We start from the raw sequence: 16,100 nt of genomic DNA, 5'->3' as shown, positions 1-16,100 counted from the left end.
TCAATCTAATTTTTTGAAAAATAAGGTTTTGTTGTGCAGCCCGTTGATGGTTTTAAGGACCTGCTGCTTGTCCTCTTTGGTCATGTCTTCTGGAAAATTAATTTCCACAGTTCTGTCCATGGTTAAAGTATTGTCTGAAAAAGACATTTTCAGCGATGATTTGTAATTTTCTTCCTCCTGAAGAAAGTCAAGCAATGGTGCTTCAGGCTCTAAGTTGCGGTGCGCTTTGATGGAAATACGGTCTTGCAACTTGATGCAATTATTGGACAGCATATCGGTTTCCAAAGGCTCGAACTGCGGTTGGATCATGATCCGCTTGGCAGTGTTTTGAAAATATTGCTGCACAATGCCCTGATAACTGATTTCTGCTGATGGAATGTTGTTCTCCTTGGCTACATTTAATTCGTATTGGTCGATCACCAGGCCTTTGAGGTTCATTTTATTCAATACATATTTCTTTTTCTCGGTCTCACTCTGTTGCATGGCGGATGCAAACCACTGAGCTGGCAGGCCCTGAAAAGATCTTGAACCCTTGATTCGGGCATTGCCCAAGTCATCCAGGTCAAGATTGGCCTCATGTAAAACAGTATTGTACCTTAAATCACTGTAGTCTGGCGTTTTGTCCAAATACCCCCCATCTTCTGTCACTACCAACACATGCCTGTTCATGGTAAAGTCACCCAGAAATCCGGGAGGCAACAAGGTGGAGGTACACTCCAACCATACTGGGTCTTTTCCTTCCAAAGGCACCTTCAAAATGATGTGATTGAATTGGTTGGAGGGGAAATCCACATCGATGTCTTTGGCGTCTTGTCCAGCTCTCACGATGGTATAATTGGAAGGTACACCTGCTTCTTTGAGTATGGCCATCATCAGATTGGACAAACCCTTACAATCCCCGTATTTGTATTTGTAGACCTCTGCTGCTCCGGTAGGCATCCACCCCCCTATACCCAACTGTATGCTGACATAGCGGTAATTTTCCTGAAGATAGCGGTACAATCTGGCAATTTTTTCTTCTGGTGATTCTAGGCCAACCACCATGCTTTTTATTTCGGCTTTGAGGGGACCAGGAAGTTCATCTTTTCCTTTATTCAATTGACTTTGCCATTTCGCCAAACCCTCCCAACTGTCCATTTCACTTGCATAGCCTTCCAAGGAGAATTTTTTAGGACCCAAGCGGATGAACAAATCATCTTCTTCATCGATGTCACTGGGCTGTGGATCCAGGTTTTCTAAAGTCCATTTGAGTTTTGTTTTTCCATTAACCTGACCGGTTTCGGGTTCTACATTGATGTTTTGGGTTTTGTAGCGGATGCCCAAAGACTCAGGATAAATCAGTTCAAGACTGGAGGAAAGGACTTTTTGGTGGGTTTTAGGAACCACTTGCCAGGTGGGCATATAGTAGTTGCCTACATATTTCATTTCAAGGGAAGTTTCCACTTTAATTGGAAATACACCCGTGTTGATTTCAAAGTATTTTACTCGACTGTCATCCATGACCGAGATGTCTGATATGGTGGCCACATCATTAAGGTCCTTCAATTTTAGTTTTTTAATCACCTTTCCGGTTAAAGGACTGCTGATGGTGGCCTCAAAGTTTTGGATTTTTCGCAGTTTGTCATAGTGAATCAGGATGACACCGTGACCAAGCCCATCTTTGTTCAGGATCAAAAGACTTTGGGTGGTTTTCAGGTTGATGGAATAATCCTCATTGAGTTCAGTGACTTGTTGCATCTCAAGTATGGAATGGGCTTTTTCTTCTTTTTGTGCCTGTGCCGATAGGCTAAAAAATAATGGGATGGCCATAAGAATTAACAGCCCTAGACTTTGTTTCATAAAATCTTTAGTTTGGATAAAATCTTTAAAACCTGCTGAAATTTATTGATTAGTTTTATAAAACAATCATTAGGGAGTAATTATTTTTGTCTTTTGATTCACAAAATATTTTTAGTTGGATGAACGGGCTTTTTTTATATCCGAAAAATTTAAGTTAAGATTTTTGATTTTCTCATACCCGGTAAGCTGTCATTGCTTTACAAATAGGCATATTCTAATTTTGCTTTAGCGTCAATTTTCAAAATCCCAAAATTAGGTTTATGATTGTGGGACACCACATTATTGTTTAATTTGAACGATGGAAAAAATTATAGTCGGAAGTTTTGAGGCATTTGAGCAGTATGCCGGACAACAATTGGGTGCATCAGCCTACCATAAGATAACCCAGGAACAGATCAATCAATTTGCTGATGCGACCCTAGACCACCAATGGATCCATACCAATCCCGAAAAGGCGAAGAAAGAGGGGGCATTTGGCAATACCATAGCACACGGCTACCTAACCCTTTCACTTGTACCCCACCTTTGGGATCAGATTGTTCAGGTGGATAACCTGAAGATGATGGTCAACTATGGCATAGAAAACCTGCGTTTTGCCCATCCGGTTTTGGTCAATGACGAGGTCAGACTGATTGCCACCCTTTCGAGTATTCAGAATCTCCGAGGAACCATCAAAACTGAGGTCAAGGTAAAACTGGAGATCAAAGGCCAAAAGAAGCCTGCCTTTGCAGGTGTATTGGTTTTTCTCTATCATTTTCTTTAATTCATGATTTTCCCTCCAAACTATCATTAGGTTCCCATGAGCCAAAAATCCAAACCCTCTTTATCTGATATTCGCAGGGCCCACGAGCGGATTCAGCCTTTTATTCACCGGACACCCATCCTGACCAATTCAGCCATAGATGAAATCGCTGGATGTAAAATTTTTTTCAAATGCGAAAATTTCCAGAAAGTAGGTGCATTCAAAGCAAGGGGGGCGGCGAATGCGGTCCTGAAGCTTAGGCCAGAGGAAAAAGAAAAGGGAGTAGCTACCCATTCCAGCGGAAACCATGCCGCAGCACTGGCCCGGGCAGCTTCTGTGGCTGGAATCAAAGCTTACATTGTGATGCCGTCCAATGCCCCGGAAATCAAAAAAAAGGCAGTCAGGTCCTACGGTGGTGACATCATCGAATGTGACCCCACACTCAAAGCTAGAGAAAGTACCCTGGAAGAGGTAGTGAAAAAAACAGGTGCCAGGTTTATCCCTCCTTTTGAGGACTGGGATGTCATAGAGGGTCAGGCCACATGTGCATTGGAGATGTGGGAGGAAGGCATTGCCTTTGATACCCTGATGGCCCCTGTGGGAGGAGGAGGTTTACTGGGAGGGACCGCTTTGGTGACCCACTATTTGTCCCCCAACACAGCCGTGATAGCCGCAGAACCTTCAGGGGCTGATGACGCATATCAATCCTTCAAAGCCGGAAAACGGGTTCCCATGGAAGGACCCCAGACGATTGCCGATGGCCTGTTGACCTCTATGGGGGGAATAAATTTTGATTTGATGATGGAGCATGTGGATGATGTGTTGACAGTGGATGATGGTGAGATTATTGAGGCCATGCGGCTCATTTATGAAAGAATGAAAATCATCATTGAACCCAGTTGTGCAGTGCCTTTGGCTGCACTGCTGAAAAACAAGGACAGGTTTATGGGTCAAAAAGTAGGCATCATCCTCTCGGGAGGAAATGTTGATTTGGGCAAGTTGCCTTTTTAGTTTTTTCAATTCCAAAAAGGTATCAGACTTACAACCAGATGTTGAGTAAGGCAATTTATGCCCTATGCATCGCCTGGGGAAACGAGATAAAATGTAGAAAGCCGGGATATGAGACTGGGACAAAAGAAAGAGGGCATAATGCGAAAAAACCCGACTTGCTTTACACCTGCACAGGGTATAGTTCTTTCAACTTTTCTACGGTGTAGTTAACTTCTTCTAGCGTATTGAACCTACTGAAAGAGAACCGGACCGAATCCCTGTGAGGATCGGACTTGAGCGCCCTTAGTACATGGGAACCCACACTGGCCCCGCTGCTGCAGGCAGATCCCCCTGAGGCCGAAATTCCATTCAAGTCAAGGTTAAACAACAACATCCCGCTGTTTTCTTCAGAAGGGGGTAAGCTAACATTCAAAACCGTATACAAGCTTTTTTCCAAGTCCCCAGATTGACCATTGAAAGCAATCCCTGGGATATGGTTTTGCAAAGCATGGATAAAATGTAGTTTCAATTGCTCAATGTGTTTACGGTGCCCATCCATGTCTTCATAGGCCAATTCCAGCGCCTTGGCAATGCCGATAATGCCGATCACATTTTCGGTACCGCCACGCATGTTTCTTTCCTGTGCGCCTCCATAGATGAAAGGGTGTATTTTTTTGGCTTTGTCAACGTAAAGAAATCCAGAGCCTTTTGGTCCATGGAATTTATGGCCGCCTGCAACGATGGAATCTACTGGCAGGCTTTTCAGATCATGCCTGTAATGTCCTATGGTCTGTACGGTATCGGAGTGGAAAAAAGCCCCGTATTCCCTGCAAAGCTGCCCAATCTGATCCAAATCATTGATATTTCCTATTTCATTGTTGGCATGCATCAGGGATACCAAGCTGTTTGGATGGGTTTTGAGCAAAGTTTCCAATTGATCCAAATCCAGATCACCCTTCTGATTGACATCCAAAAGGCTGAGTTTTACCTGACCCTTTTTGGCACAACTTTCCAAAGTGTGCAGCACAGCGTGGTGTTCGATAGGGGAGCTGATGGCGTGTTGGATTCCATGGGTGGCAATGCCACAAACCAAGGCGGTATTATCGGCCTCGGTGCCTCCTGATGTAAAAAAGATTTCCGACGGAGCGGCATTGAGCAATTCAGCGACTTTCTTTCTGGACCGCTCTATGGCAGTGCGTACTTCCCTTCCATGACTATGGACAGAGGATGGGTTTCCGTAGTGGTCCTTCATGTAAGGAAGCATGGCTTCTATCACTCGCTCATCCATGGCGGTGGTGGCGGCGTTGTCTAAATACACTCTCATCTCTACTGGGTTTATATAATTCTTTTGCTTAAAGGATCCCAAATTGTTTTGGACGACTTCCTATCGCAGGTACATCAAACAGAGGCCTTGATGACTTCTTTGATGTCCAATATGATTTTATTGGCCAAATGCTCTGCAGTTGCTTGAGATTCTGACTCGGAATAGATGCGGATAATGGGTTCGGTATTTGATTTTCTCAGGTGAACCCATTCCTTTTCAAATTCCACCTTCACCCCATCGATGTCATTGATGGGCTGTTTGATATACTTTTGCTTTATTTCCTTCAAAATCAGGTCTACATCAATTTCGGGAGTAAGCTCAATCTTGTTTTTTGAGATGTAATAGTTGGGATAGGAGGCCCTCAGACGAGATACAGTCTTTCCGAATTTAGCCAGATGAGTCAGGAACAACCCGATACCCACCAAAGCATCCCGACCATAATGGGATTCTGGATAGATGATACCGCCGTTGCCTTCACCCCCAATCACGGCATTCACTTCTTTCATCTTCTCTACCACATTCACCTCACCCACAGCAGCGGCATGGTAAATGCCATTCCTTTTTTCGGTCACGTCCCGAAGTGCCCTGGTCGAACTCAGGTTTGAAACGGTATTGCCGGGTGTTTGGGACAACACATAGTCTGCCACAGCCACCAAGGTATATTCCTCTCCAAATGGCGTTCCATCCTCGTTGATGAAAGCCAAACGGTCCACATCCGGATCGACCACAATGCCTAAATCAAATTTTCCCTTGGCCAGTTTCTCCGAGATATCCCTTAGGTTTTCCGGTAGAGGTTCTGGATTATGGGGAAAATTTCCGTCCGGTTTGCAATGCATTTCTTCTATTACGGCAACACCAAGTGCATTCAATAACTTGGGCAGTGCGATACCACCTGTAGAATTGACACAATCAATGACCACTTTGAAGTTCCGGGCCGCGATGGCCTCAGGATCTACCAATGATAGGCTCAATACATGCTCAATGTGCCGATCTATATAATCTTCAATCAAGGTATATTTACCCAGTTTTTTGACTTCTGCAAAAGTGAAGTCTTCGGCTTCCGCACGCTTCAGAATGTCCTGTCCCTCGGCGTCAGAAATAAATTCCCCTTTATCATTCAATAATTTCAGGGCATTCCATTGTATGGGATTGTGGCTTGCTGTCAGGATGATTCCACCGCCTGCTTTTTCTAAAGGAACCGCAAATTCCACAGTAGGTGTAGTACTGAGACCCAGATCAATCACATGAATTCCCATTCCCTGCAGGGTAGCTGCTACCAGTTTGGAGACCATTTCCCCCGAAATCCTCGCATCCCTGCCGATTACCACCTTGGCATTTTGGGTACGGTCAAGGACCCAAGCCCCATAGGCGGCTGTAAATTTGACCACATCCAATGGTGTCAAGCCTTGACCTGCTTGACCACCTATGGTACCTCTGATACCGGAAATCGATTTGATTAATGCCACTTGTTAAAGAATTATTTGTTGATTAAAAAATCCCATGCGAAGTAGCACAGGAGTCAGGTGTTTATTTGAATTTGGCCATTACTTTGTCCACTTCATTGTCTGGATTGCCACAGGCACTGCTGGAGTCCACTGTTTTACCACAGTAACCACAGGTGCCTCCCTCCTTATTCAAAAATGGGTTTTGGGAGGCACAGGTGCCTTTAAATTCTCCGTTTTTCAAAAAGATCAGCCTTACAGACATCAAAATGAAAAACAGCGCCAGAAATCCTAATGTTAAATAGAGAGTTGCCATATCCAATTAATTTGCACAAATTTACATATTACTTTCAAAACGTCCACATCCAATTTATAGTTTCCCTTATTTATGTCTGCCTTGACTTCCCGAGAAAATCAGCTCAAAGCTTTTGATCGTTTGCTGACCATTATGGATGAACTCAGGGAGCAATGTCCTTGGGACCGCAAACAAACCCTTGAAAGTCTGCGCCATTTGACCATAGAAGAGACTTTCGAACTTTCGGATGCAATTCTAGACCATGATTTGGAAGAAATAAAGAAAGAATTGGGTGACATTCTTTTACACATCGTTTTTTATGCACGCATCGGGGCAGAAAAGGAGGCATTTGACATGGGAACCGTTATCGATGCCCTTTGCGAAAAGCTGATCCGAAGGCATCCCCACATCTATGCCGATACCGTGGCCAATGATGAGGAAGTGGTCAAACAAAACTGGGAAAAAATCAAACTTCAGGAAAAGGGTAACCGGTCGGTATTGGGTGGTGTCCCCCGGTCTCTTCCAGCACTGATCAAATCCATGCGCATCCAGGAAAAAGCCAGGGGAGTGGGTTTTGACTGGGAAGAAAAGCATCAGGTATGGGAAAAGGTAGAGGAGGAAATGCAGGAATTCAAATCGGAATTCAATGCCATGGATGAAAAATACATCGACAAGGAGAAAGCCACCGCTGAGTTTGGAGATCTGCTTTTTTCCCTGATCAACTATGCCAGGTTTATTGACATCAACCCTGAGGAAGCTCTGGAGCGGACCAACAGAAAATTTATCCACAGGTTTCAATATTTGGAGGCGGCAGCAAAATCTGCTGGAAAGAAGATCGAAGACATGAGCCTGGCGGAAATGGATGTCTATTGGGAAGAAGCCAAAAAGGCGGCGGGTGCATCAGAAAGATAATTTCAGGGATGGATTTCATTCCTCCTCTCATGCAAAAACATAAAGCTTCAAAAAAACTTTTTGACTGGTAAAATCTTCATTCCCCGTTAAATTCTCAAATCACAAAAGCACGGCGCCTATTCCGTTTCCCGCAGGAAATACCACTTGATCCGTAGTAATCAGGACTCCTTTGGCGATGTCTTTGGCAAGCAGCATGGCCCCATCCATGTCTACATAATCCAACAAAGGGGCAATATGGGCAATGGCGGTAATACCGATGGAAGATTCCGTCATACAACCCACCATGGTTTTCATGCCCAGGGATTTGGCTTCATGTAGCATGAGAAGTCCCGGGGTGATGCCTCCTGCTTTTACCAGTTTGACATTGATCCCATGGAAAAATCCGTGACATTTTTTAACATCTGATTCAACGATGCAGCTCTCATCCGCGATCAAGGGGAGCTTGCTGTATCGATACACTTCACGCATTCCTTCAAAATCATCCTTTCCAAGCGGCTGTTCCATAAATTCCACATTCAATTTTACCATTTCCTCGGAATTGTGGATGGCCTCTTCGGCAGACCAGGCGCAGTTGGCATCTATGCGGAATACCGCGTCGGTATGCTTTCTGAGTTCTTTGATAATCTCAAGGTCATAGGCGGTACCCAGTTTGATTTTGTAAATGGGCCAGTGGACCTCCTTCATTTTTTTGACCATGTTTTCCACTGTATCGATGCCTATGGTAAAATTGGTGGTAGGGATGTCTTCGGTTTTCAAACCGAGGTATTCGTACAGTTTCTTGCCTCTTTTTTTTGTAAACAAGTCCCAGGCTGCCATATCTAAGGCACATTGTGCGAAAGGATTCTTGGAAAAAATGGTATTGGTTTGCTTCCATAGCGCTTCTGGAGTTTCCCATCCACCTTGCTCCACAATTTCCCTTGCTTCTTCCAAACAAGCCTGCATGTTTTCCACCGTCATGTCATAAAAGGGATTGGTGGTCGATTCTCCCAACCCCTCTAGCCCATTTTCCTCCAGCCTCACAATCAAAGTCTCCTGCGTATCCCTGCTTTGGTGCGCAATGGTAAAAGTATGTTTTAAAGGAAGCTCTTTGACTAGGATCTGAAGTTTCATATTCAGTTAATGAGTTTTACTGTGAAAGAAAGGGTAAATTTAAACCTAAGTTTATTATTTTGGCACCAAATAAGTAAATATTCGTTTCACAAGAAATTTTGATTGCTTGACCCCTGCACTTTATGAACAAACATTTAATCTGCTCCACCCCTTTTTACTTGAGTATTTTCGCATTTTTACTTTTCGTATCCTGTGGGCCGGAAAAAAGCCAGCCAAAAGAAAAACCAGCGGACAGGGAGCTTCTAGATCAAGCTTATGAAAGTTTCCAAGAGCCGGCCATTACCCACCGTCGGTTCAAACATGTGGACATAAAGCCATTGATTGAAGGAAGGAAAGCTTTGTTTCAGATAGAAGAACTGGGAAAGTCTGTGGAAGGAAGGGAAATTTTTCAGTTGACCCATGGGGAAGGACCTGTGAAGGTTTTACTTTGGTCGCAGATGCATGGTAACGAGAGTACGGCAACCATGGCTTTGTTTGACCTGTTTAATTTTCTGGAAGGAGAGGCAGATGCATTTGATGAATTGAGAAATCTGATCAGGGAAGCACTGACCTTAAAATTCATTCCAATGGTCAATCCCGATGGGGCAGAGGTCTTTGAGCGACGCAATGCGTATGGCATAGACCTTAACCGGGATGCCATCAGGGAAGTTTCTCCCGAAGCGGTCATCCTAAAAAAGGCCAGAGAAGATTTTGGGGCTGATTTTGGTTTTAACCTTCACGACCAACAAATTTACTACAATGCGGAGCGCAGCCCAGAACCTGCCACCATTTCCGTGTTGGCACCGGCTTACAATTTTGAAACTGAGGTGAATGAGGTCAGAAAAGCGGCCATGCAAGTCATCATAGGCATGAATGAGCTGCTTCAGGAAGTTGTGCCAGGGAAAGTCGGCAAATATGATGACGCCTTCGAGCCCAGGGCTTTTGGGGATAACTTTCAAAAATGGGGAACCAGCACCATCCTTATCGAATCCGGTGGCTATCCTGATGATCCGGAAAAGCAGTACATCAGAAAACTTAATTTTATGATTATCCTGCATGCCCTTCAAGAAATTGCTCTGGGTTCTTATGTGGACCATGATTTATCGGATTACTATAGCATCCCTGACAATAATACCAAATTGATGGATCTAATCTTGAAATCAGTCCAGATAGAAAGGGAAGGCCAGACTTTTCAGGTTGATTTGGGGATCAAGAGAAGGGAATCAGAGAGCGAGGAAGGCTATGCTGTAAGCGGGGCCTTGGACGATGTGGGTGACCTATCCGTTTTTTATGGTTATGAAGAAATGGATGCATCCAAACTGAGGGTCAAGGAAGGAAAAGTCTATGATAAAACTTTCCCCAATGCCACGGCCATCAGCCCAGAAGAGGCTTTTGAAATATTGAAAGAGGGTTATCTGGCGGTAAAGGTCCAGGAAGGAAAGGCTGGAGACCTCCATGAATTGCCTTTGGTGATATTAAAAGAGCGGGAAAATATTCCATATGGTGTCAAACCTGGAAGCCCTGCCAATTTCTTCTTGGCCGAAGGTGAAACCATGAAATATGCCGTGGTCAATGGTTACCTGATTGACCTCAACAACACGGAAACTAAACTGTGGAAAAACAGGGTATACTGAACTTAACCCTCTAAGATTTTTATTTTTAAACCCAGGTATTTGGCCAGGGTGTCGGAATAGCGCTGGGCTTCCCAGATTTCCAAGGTCATGTTTTCCTCACCAAACACCTTTATGGTCAAGCTTTTCTCTTCAGGTATACAGTAAACATTCTGCACCCATTGGTTCTTGGTTTTATCCAAGCCTACTGCAATGCGCAAAATGCCTGCGAGCAATCTGAGGTTTTTCCTTTGTTTTTTATCCAGTTGGCGGTACTTTTTCTGCTTTTTGGAGGGGCTGCCTTTTCGGTGATAGCGTGCCATGTGGCCTAGAAGAAGGATTTCTTCGTTATTGAAACCCCTAAGACCACTGTTGGTAATGATATAACGGGAATGTTTGTGGTAATCTTGGAATTTGATAAATAGGCCTACATCATAAATCATGCAGGCTTGTTGTAAAATATCCCTTTCATGGGCTGCGCCATGGTGCAAATCCTTGAGCTGATCAAAAAGTTGCAGGGCAAGTCCGGATACATGCCTTTTTTCATCGAGGTTGACTTCGTAGCGTTTTGCCAGGAGCAGGCTGCTTCTTTCCCTGACGCTGTTTCCGATGGGTTCTTCGATCAGGAACTGGGCATTTTTTTCCAAGTAGTCGATGATCATGCCCTCCCGTAAGCTGGAATCAGAAAGCATGATTTCTTCCGCTCCTGCCATATGCAGTAATTCTACCAAAAGCAATCCACCCAGGTGAATGGCCTCGACCCGGTTGCTGCTGATGCCGGGAATATCGGATCTTTTTTCTTTTTCTACCTGAAGCAGTTTATTCACCAGTTTTTCCAGATCCTTGGTTTTGACCACCTCCATATTCACGTCACCGGGATTGGGATTGGCCCCTTTGGTCAGACAGGCCTCCCCTAGGGACCGGATGGTTCCGGAGGTGCCTATTACTTTGGAAAAGCCATGGGATGTAGCTTCCGACATGATTTTCTCAGCCTTTTTGCGGATGTATTTTCGGATGTCCTCCTGCGCTTTTTCTTCTAAAGGTCCATCGTATCCTACCCAATCCAAAAGTCTCAACACGCCCAATCTCATGCTGTTGCCAAACAGGATTTTTTGGTGATTGCCTACCACAGCTTCCGTACTGCCACCACCAATGTCCAGCACAAGTGCTTTTTCTCCATTCAGTTCTATGTTTTTGCGCACCGCCAAAAATATCAAACGGGCTTCTTCCTTACCTGAGATCAGTTGAGGGGAAAGTCCGGCCTCTGCGATGACTTGATCCAAAAATTCCCGTCCGTTTTTTGCCTCCCTAGTGGCACTGGTTGCGGAGGTGATGATGTGTTCCACCCCAAATTGATCGGCGAGGTTGACATAGCGTTTGATGGTGTCGATTCCATAGTGGAAGGCCTTTTCGCTCAACATGTTGGTGGCAAATACCCCTACGCCCAGTTTTACCATTTCCTTTTCCTGCATCAGCACCTCAAACTGGTTTTTTGAACTGGCATGAACGATGATCATGTGAATGGAATTGGTTCCAATGTCTATGGCGGCGAGCTTCATGGGTCTTTTTTGTTTTTAAACAGCTTTTAAGGTAACCATCTATTCCCCCTTTTGCAAGCTGGATTGTACGTAAAGATCCAATGGATTTTTTGTGGAATAGAGGACGATATCATGATTCTAGGCCAAAGCAACTTACAAAACAGCAAAATGTGGTACCCTATTGGCGTGCTTTGCAGGAATATGCCGTTGAAAAATCCTCAACAGGGAACAAAAAATAAAGATGTAAATTTCGCATAATGTAAAAAAATGAATTGATAATTAAATATAATGTATATTTTACTTTATTTATTTAAAAATATTTTAATGAATAGATACTTTTATTAACTTTGAAACATCAAACAAAGGCAAATGGTCTTTTATACTGTAGGGTGATGAAACTGGCAGACATGCCCTCCTGTCTCGGGGGTAGGGATCCAAGTAAAAAGCAAATATCGAGCTCGTGTTTTGCCTAACTACCCTGTGGAGGTTCGAATCCTTCCCCTTCAGCCAGTATTTTATACTGTAGGATGTTGAAATTGGCAGACAAGCCCTCCTGTCTCGGGGGTGGGGATCTCAGCATAAAGCAAATATCGAGCTCGTGTTTTGCCTAACTGCCCCGTGGAGGTTCGAGTCCTTCTCCTACAGCAGGTTATTTTGGGTTTATTGTTAATTGACTAAAGTCATGAGAGTTTCTTTCATGACTTTTTTTATGCCCTTTTCCCAGTTGCCCCATTTTAATTGAATCAAGGGACATCAAATCGTTTTGTAGTAAAAAATTCACAATTTTTAACCGTTTGCAAGTTAGAAGACAGTTTAATCGTTGGATTTAGCTTAACTTTTTTCTGGAATTTGTGGTTATGTTTCATGGTAAGGCTTTCATCCAATTGATGGATATTTCCGTATCTACCGATCCAAGCTGCCTTCAAGTGTTTTTGACCATAAAAAATTAGATTAAAATGTATAAAGTATTGATCGCTACCTTGAGCATGTGCCTTTTGTTAAATGCCTGTTCAGAAGCAAAAATCCAAAGTGGAGAAGAGAAGCCCATAGATTTGGAAAACTATCCAGGTAAAAAAGAACTGGCCACTTTTGCCGGAGGCTGTTTTTGGTGCATAGAAGCGCCATTTGAAGGGATTGATGGTGTGCTTTCCGTGATTTCCGGCTACGCAGGTGGGAAAGAGAAAAACCCAACCTATGCCCAGGTTTCTTCCGGACAAACCTCCCACAAAGAATCCGTGCAGATTACTTTCGATCCGGATATCATCAGTTATTCCGAACTGGTAGATATCTTTTGGCAACAGTTTGACCCCACAGATGCGGGAGGATCTTTCTATGACCGAGGGACTCAGTACCAATCTGCCGTTTTCTTCCATTCCAATACCCAAAAAGAAGTGGCAGAAACCTCAAAAGCACGCCTGGACAAATCCGGCAGGTTTGACAAAAAGATAGTGACCCCCATTGTCAAATTCACCAATTTCTATGAGGCAGAAGCCTACCACCAGGATTATTACAAAAAGAAACCTGCTGACTACAAAGCCTACCGAAGAGGGTCAGGCAGGGATAAGTTTATCGCGGATCACTGGCCTGAACTCAGTGCTGCAAAATACAAAAAACCTTCTCAGGCGGAGATCAAAAAATCCCTGACCAGCCTGCAATACCAAGTGACCATGGAAGAGGCTACCGAAAGGGCCTTTGACAATAAATACAACGGCAATAAAAATGCGGGGATTTATGTCTGCATCATTTCCGGAGCGCCTCTGTTCAGTTCCAAAGACAAGTATGAATCCAATTCCGGTTGGCCCAGTTTTGTAAAACCCATCGATGCCCGACTTTTGGATAAGCCCACAGACACCGCCTACGGCATGGTGCGTGTGGAGGTCAGAAGCAAATTGGGAGATTCCCACTTGGGCCATGTATTCAATGATGGCCCACCCCCTACAAGACTCAGGTATTGCATGAATTCCGCCGCGATGCGCTTTGTGGCCAAGGCAGACATGGAAAAGGAAGGCTATGGGGATTTTATCTGGCTGGTAGATTAAAGAAGCTTCAAAAGAAATGTGCTCCAATCCAAGGTGTCAATTTTTTAACTACATGGGCATTGGAGCACACCTCTTTTATTTTTGGATATAAAAAGGAATGGATCTTTGAGATAACAGCCTTCTTTACCTAAAAACGTATTTGATGCCGATGCCCGCACGGAAATAGGCACTGCTTTCTGTAGGGAAAATGGGACTGGCCTCCAATAGAAAACCGAAGTTTCTGCTTTCTGAAAAAGGTTTGATAAACAGGCCCAATGGAATACCCAGGTATAGGCTTTCCTCTGACCGGGTGCCCAAATGGAACCCTGAATAGAAATTCACCTCATCCCTTTGGATAAAATTGTACCCAAAGGTGCCTTCAATTCCGATGTTACTTCCGGTGGATACCCGGCCTTCTCCAAACATTTTCTGATCTGGATCGGATCCAATGGCGGCAAAAGTATGGGAGCTCAAGCGGTACACACCCGCACTTACCTGTGCATGGGCCACCGCCACCCAACCAAAAAACAAGGTCAGGGTCAATAAAGTCAGTTTTTTCATGATTTTAAATAAGTTGGTTTGCCCCATCTTTTCAAAATCCCTGCCAAAGTGAAGGGGTTTTGGGGTGGGTGATTTAAATTCATGCCCAATAGGCATTTGTTTTCTGGATAGAATTCCAGGTGTGATTGTGGATTTCTTGGAGGATGCAATACCCGGAGTATTTTGAGGCAAGATAGGTGGGAGATTGCTGCGGGATAGGTATTCAACCCCTCCGGGGTTGTATGATCTTTGTAATCTTTTATTCACCGGATTGCATCCAGGGCTAATAACATGGTATTAAATCCCTGCCCTGAAGGCAGACGGGCCTTCGGGATTAATGGGGTTTTTCTGCCTTAAGGCTAATTCCTTAGGCATTATTTTGGTATTAACTGGAATAATATCTAAAATCGGTCAGTTTACCGGAAAAATCCCGGAGGCCTGTCTGTCGGCCAGGTAGAGATTAAATCCCCTTCAGGGGTATTAACCCCGGATGAAATCCGGTGGGTTTGCCACTCCAACACACCATCCCCAACCCCGAGAGGGGTTGAATTCTTTTAGACATCAACCGCTATCTCAATAAGAATCGATCCTTTTCCACAAATCCCCAAGGCTTGCATGTCTGCCAGGAAGATTCAATCCCCTTTAGGGGTATTAACCCCGGATGAAATCCGGTGGATTTGCCACTTCAACTCCCCGTCCCCCAACCCCGAGAGGGGTTGAATTCTGGGCAGGGAATGCAGCAGCCATCCGCTTCAGTTGATATCCAAAAACTGCTTACTTACCCATTTTTCATCCAGGCTGATTTGGCACCATCCTTTTTTTTCATTCACCAAAAAGACTTCTTCCCCTTTCGCTACAGCGCCAATTTTGGGGAAGGAGGTACTGGGTCCACTGCGTACATTTAAAGTATTGGCATTCACAGCCGCCCGGATTACTTCCTGGGTATGTCTGCCAAAAACCCAATGGCTTTGGCTGTTGGAGATTTTATACCAGCCATCCTTTTCCCCATACACCCGAAGGATGGCACCCAGAAGTGCTGGATCCCGATCTTGGGCCAGTGCCTCCTGACCACTGGGACCTTGGCGGATGAACAGCCGGTCATTGGTGACAATGAGGTGTTTGCTGAGTTCCGGATTCTCCGTTTTAAGGGGATTTCCACCCAGGGCTTTCCTGACAAATGGTAAAAAGTACTCCTCACAGTCCGCTACCTTGTTCCCCCCAAAAAATGCGGTACCAGGACAGGATTTGTTGCCACCTGCCCCATTGTTCCGAACCCCTGTCCCCAGCTGAAACCAATGGTGGTAGAGGATGCAGTTGGTGTTGACCTGAAGGTTGAATTTCTTACAGAGGGCAGCGGTCACTTGGATGATGCTCTCCCTTTGTTCAAGCGTCATGGTATCCCCATCTGTATCAAAATTGCCCAGGTTTTCTATGCAGATGGAGAAAGCATTCTGACCGGTGATGCAGGCGGGCACCCGCTCCATGGAGCGACCAGTCAGGATGCTGCCATCTGGAAAAATGGTAAAGTGTTGCCCGATGTCTGCCCATCCATTCATGCCCACATGGTGGTTTTTCATGGCCAATTGCCGATCAAAGTGGTTCTTTCCATCGAAATGGGCATAGCTTGGAATCCAGGTATGGTGTTGCTGCACATTCAGGATGGTTCTGGCCAACCGCTGTACACTTATCCAGGAGATAAACTCCTCCAGGCTCATTTTGGTAAATCCGTATTTGCTTTCCATTAGTTGGAGGTTAAGTTTT

General features: G+C 44.6%; 13 protein-coding genes and 1 tRNA gene. 6 read left to right on the top strand and 8 right to left on the bottom strand.

Annotation, left to right across the window (positions count from 1 at the left end):
• On the bottom strand, positions 1-1,839 hold the full coding sequence (locus H1A14_RS04570; protein WP_194775045.1) for a transglutaminase-like domain-containing protein: 1,839 nt from the start codon (positions 1,837-1,839) through the stop codon (positions 1-3).
• A 298-nt stretch (positions 1,840-2,137) separates the two neighbouring features.
• On the opposite strand from H1A14_RS04570, the gene H1A14_RS04565 reads away from it, so the two are divergent.
• Positions 2,138-2,602: a MaoC family dehydratase gene (locus tag H1A14_RS04565; protein WP_194775044.1), complete on the top strand. Its 465-nt coding sequence runs from the start codon at positions 2,138-2,140 to the stop codon at positions 2,600-2,602.
• A 36-nt stretch (positions 2,603-2,638) separates the two neighbouring features.
• On the top strand, positions 2,639-3,592 hold the full coding sequence (locus tag H1A14_RS04560) for a pyridoxal-phosphate dependent enzyme (protein WP_194775043.1): 954 nt from the start codon (positions 2,639-2,641) through the stop codon (positions 3,590-3,592).
• A gap of 160 nt (positions 3,593-3,752) precedes the next feature.
• On the opposite strand, the gene H1A14_RS04555 is transcribed toward H1A14_RS04560, so the two are convergent.
• The 3 genes from H1A14_RS04555 to H1A14_RS04545 form a co-directional block, all read right to left on the bottom strand.
• A complete protein-coding gene (locus H1A14_RS04555) occupies positions 3,753-4,895 on the bottom strand; it encodes a cysteine desulfurase family protein (RefSeq protein WP_194775042.1) in 1,143 nt (380 codons plus the stop codon).
• Positions 4,896-4,969: 74 nt separating this feature from the next.
• On the bottom strand, positions 4,970-6,361 hold the full coding sequence (glmM, locus tag H1A14_RS04550) for a phosphoglucosamine mutase (RefSeq protein ID WP_194775041.1): 1,392 nt from the start codon (positions 6,359-6,361) through the stop codon (positions 4,970-4,972).
• Between the two features lie 61 nt (positions 6,362-6,422).
• Positions 6,423-6,653: a hypothetical protein gene (locus tag H1A14_RS04545; RefSeq protein ID WP_194775040.1), complete on the bottom strand. Its 231-nt coding sequence runs from the start codon at positions 6,651-6,653 to the stop codon at positions 6,423-6,425.
• 72 nt (positions 6,654-6,725) lie between these two features.
• Here H1A14_RS04545 and mazG point away from each other — a divergent pair, with 72 nt between their 5' ends.
• On the top strand, positions 6,726-7,544 hold the full coding sequence (mazG, locus tag H1A14_RS04540) for a nucleoside triphosphate pyrophosphohydrolase (RefSeq protein ID WP_194775039.1): 819 nt from the start codon (positions 6,726-6,728) through the stop codon (positions 7,542-7,544).
• A gap of 99 nt (positions 7,545-7,643) precedes the next feature.
• Here mazG and H1A14_RS04535 read toward each other — a convergent pair whose 3' ends face one another.
• Positions 7,644-8,654 carry a dipeptide epimerase gene (locus tag H1A14_RS04535; protein WP_194775038.1) on the bottom strand — a complete coding sequence of 337 codons (1,011 nt, stop codon included), beginning with the start codon at positions 8,652-8,654 and terminating at the stop codon, positions 7,644-7,646.
• A 122-nt stretch (positions 8,655-8,776) separates the two neighbouring features.
• Between H1A14_RS04535 and H1A14_RS04530 the strand changes: the two genes are divergently transcribed.
• Positions 8,777-10,267: a M14 family zinc carboxypeptidase gene (locus H1A14_RS04530; protein ID WP_194775037.1), complete on the top strand. Its 1,491-nt coding sequence runs from the start codon at positions 8,777-8,779 to the stop codon at positions 10,265-10,267.
• Between the two features lie 2 nt (positions 10,268-10,269).
• Here the strand turns inward: H1A14_RS04530 and H1A14_RS04525 are convergent, their stop codons facing one another.
• A complete protein-coding gene (locus tag H1A14_RS04525) occupies positions 10,270-11,802 on the bottom strand; it encodes a Ppx/GppA phosphatase family protein (protein ID WP_194775036.1) in 1,533 nt (510 codons plus the stop codon).
• A gap of 362 nt (positions 11,803-12,164) precedes the next feature.
• Between H1A14_RS04525 and H1A14_RS04520 the strand changes: the two genes are divergently transcribed.
• A tRNA-Asp gene (locus tag H1A14_RS04520) sits at positions 12,165-12,291 on the top strand.
• Positions 12,292-12,737: 446 nt separating this feature from the next.
• Complete coding sequence (msrA, locus tag H1A14_RS04515; protein ID WP_194775035.1) at positions 12,738-13,820, top strand: peptide-methionine (S)-S-oxide reductase MsrA; 1,083 nt, start codon at positions 12,738-12,740, stop codon at positions 13,818-13,820.
• A 123-nt stretch (positions 13,821-13,943) separates the two neighbouring features.
• Here the strand turns inward: msrA and H1A14_RS23150 are convergent, their stop codons facing one another.
• Both H1A14_RS23150 and H1A14_RS04505 read right to left on the bottom strand, forming a co-directional pair.
• Positions 13,944-14,606, bottom strand: coding sequence for a hypothetical protein (locus H1A14_RS23150; protein WP_228527578.1), 663 nt, complete (start codon positions 14,604-14,606; stop codon positions 13,944-13,946).
• Between the two features lie 485 nt (positions 14,607-15,091).
• A complete protein-coding gene (locus tag H1A14_RS04505) occupies positions 15,092-16,081 on the bottom strand; it encodes an SH3 domain-containing protein (RefSeq protein ID WP_194775034.1) in 990 nt (329 codons plus the stop codon).
• Positions 16,082-16,100 lie beyond the last annotated feature (19 nt).

The organism is Pararhodonellum marinum, from assembly GCF_015354735.1.
Lineage (GTDB): Bacteria > Bacteroidota > Bacteroidia > Cytophagales > Cyclobacteriaceae > Pararhodonellum > Pararhodonellum marinum.
The sequence above is the reverse complement of the archived record's forward strand: the minus strand, read 5'-3'. Positions and strand labels throughout refer to the sequence as shown.

What these genes read in the sequence shown, in the direction of transcription:
- H1A14_RS04555 (WP_194775042.1), bottom strand. Translation starts at nt 4,895, where the DNA reads ATGAGAGTGTATTTAGACAACGCCGCCACCACCGCCATGGATGAGCGA.
- H1A14_RS04545 (WP_194775040.1), bottom strand. Translation starts at nt 6,653, where the DNA reads ATGGCAACTCTCTATTTAACATTAGGATTTCTGGCGCTGTTTTTCATT.
- msrA (WP_194775035.1), top strand. Translation starts at nt 12,738, where the DNA reads ATGTATAAAGTATTGATCGCTACCTTGAGCATGTGCCTTTTGTTAAAT.
- H1A14_RS04535 (WP_194775038.1), bottom strand. Translation starts at nt 8,654, where the DNA reads ATGAAACTTCAGATCCTAGTCAAAGAGCTTCCTTTAAAACATACTTTT.
- mazG (WP_194775039.1), top strand. Translation starts at nt 6,726, where the DNA reads ATGTCTGCCTTGACTTCCCGAGAAAATCAGCTCAAAGCTTTTGATCGT.
- H1A14_RS04565 (WP_194775044.1), top strand. Translation starts at nt 2,138, where the DNA reads ATGGAAAAAATTATAGTCGGAAGTTTTGAGGCATTTGAGCAGTATGCC.
- H1A14_RS04505 (WP_194775034.1), bottom strand. Translation starts at nt 16,081, where the DNA reads ATGGAAAGCAAATACGGATTTACCAAAATGAGCCTGGAGGAGTTTATC.
- H1A14_RS04560 (WP_194775043.1), top strand. Translation starts at nt 2,639, where the DNA reads ATGAGCCAAAAATCCAAACCCTCTTTATCTGATATTCGCAGGGCCCAC.
- H1A14_RS04530 (WP_194775037.1), top strand. Translation starts at nt 8,777, where the DNA reads ATGAACAAACATTTAATCTGCTCCACCCCTTTTTACTTGAGTATTTTC.
- H1A14_RS04570 (WP_194775045.1), bottom strand. Translation starts at nt 1,839, where the DNA reads ATGAAACAAAGTCTAGGGCTGTTAATTCTTATGGCCATCCCATTATTT.
- H1A14_RS04525 (WP_194775036.1), bottom strand. Translation starts at nt 11,802, where the DNA reads ATGAAGCTCGCCGCCATAGACATTGGAACCAATTCCATTCACATGATC.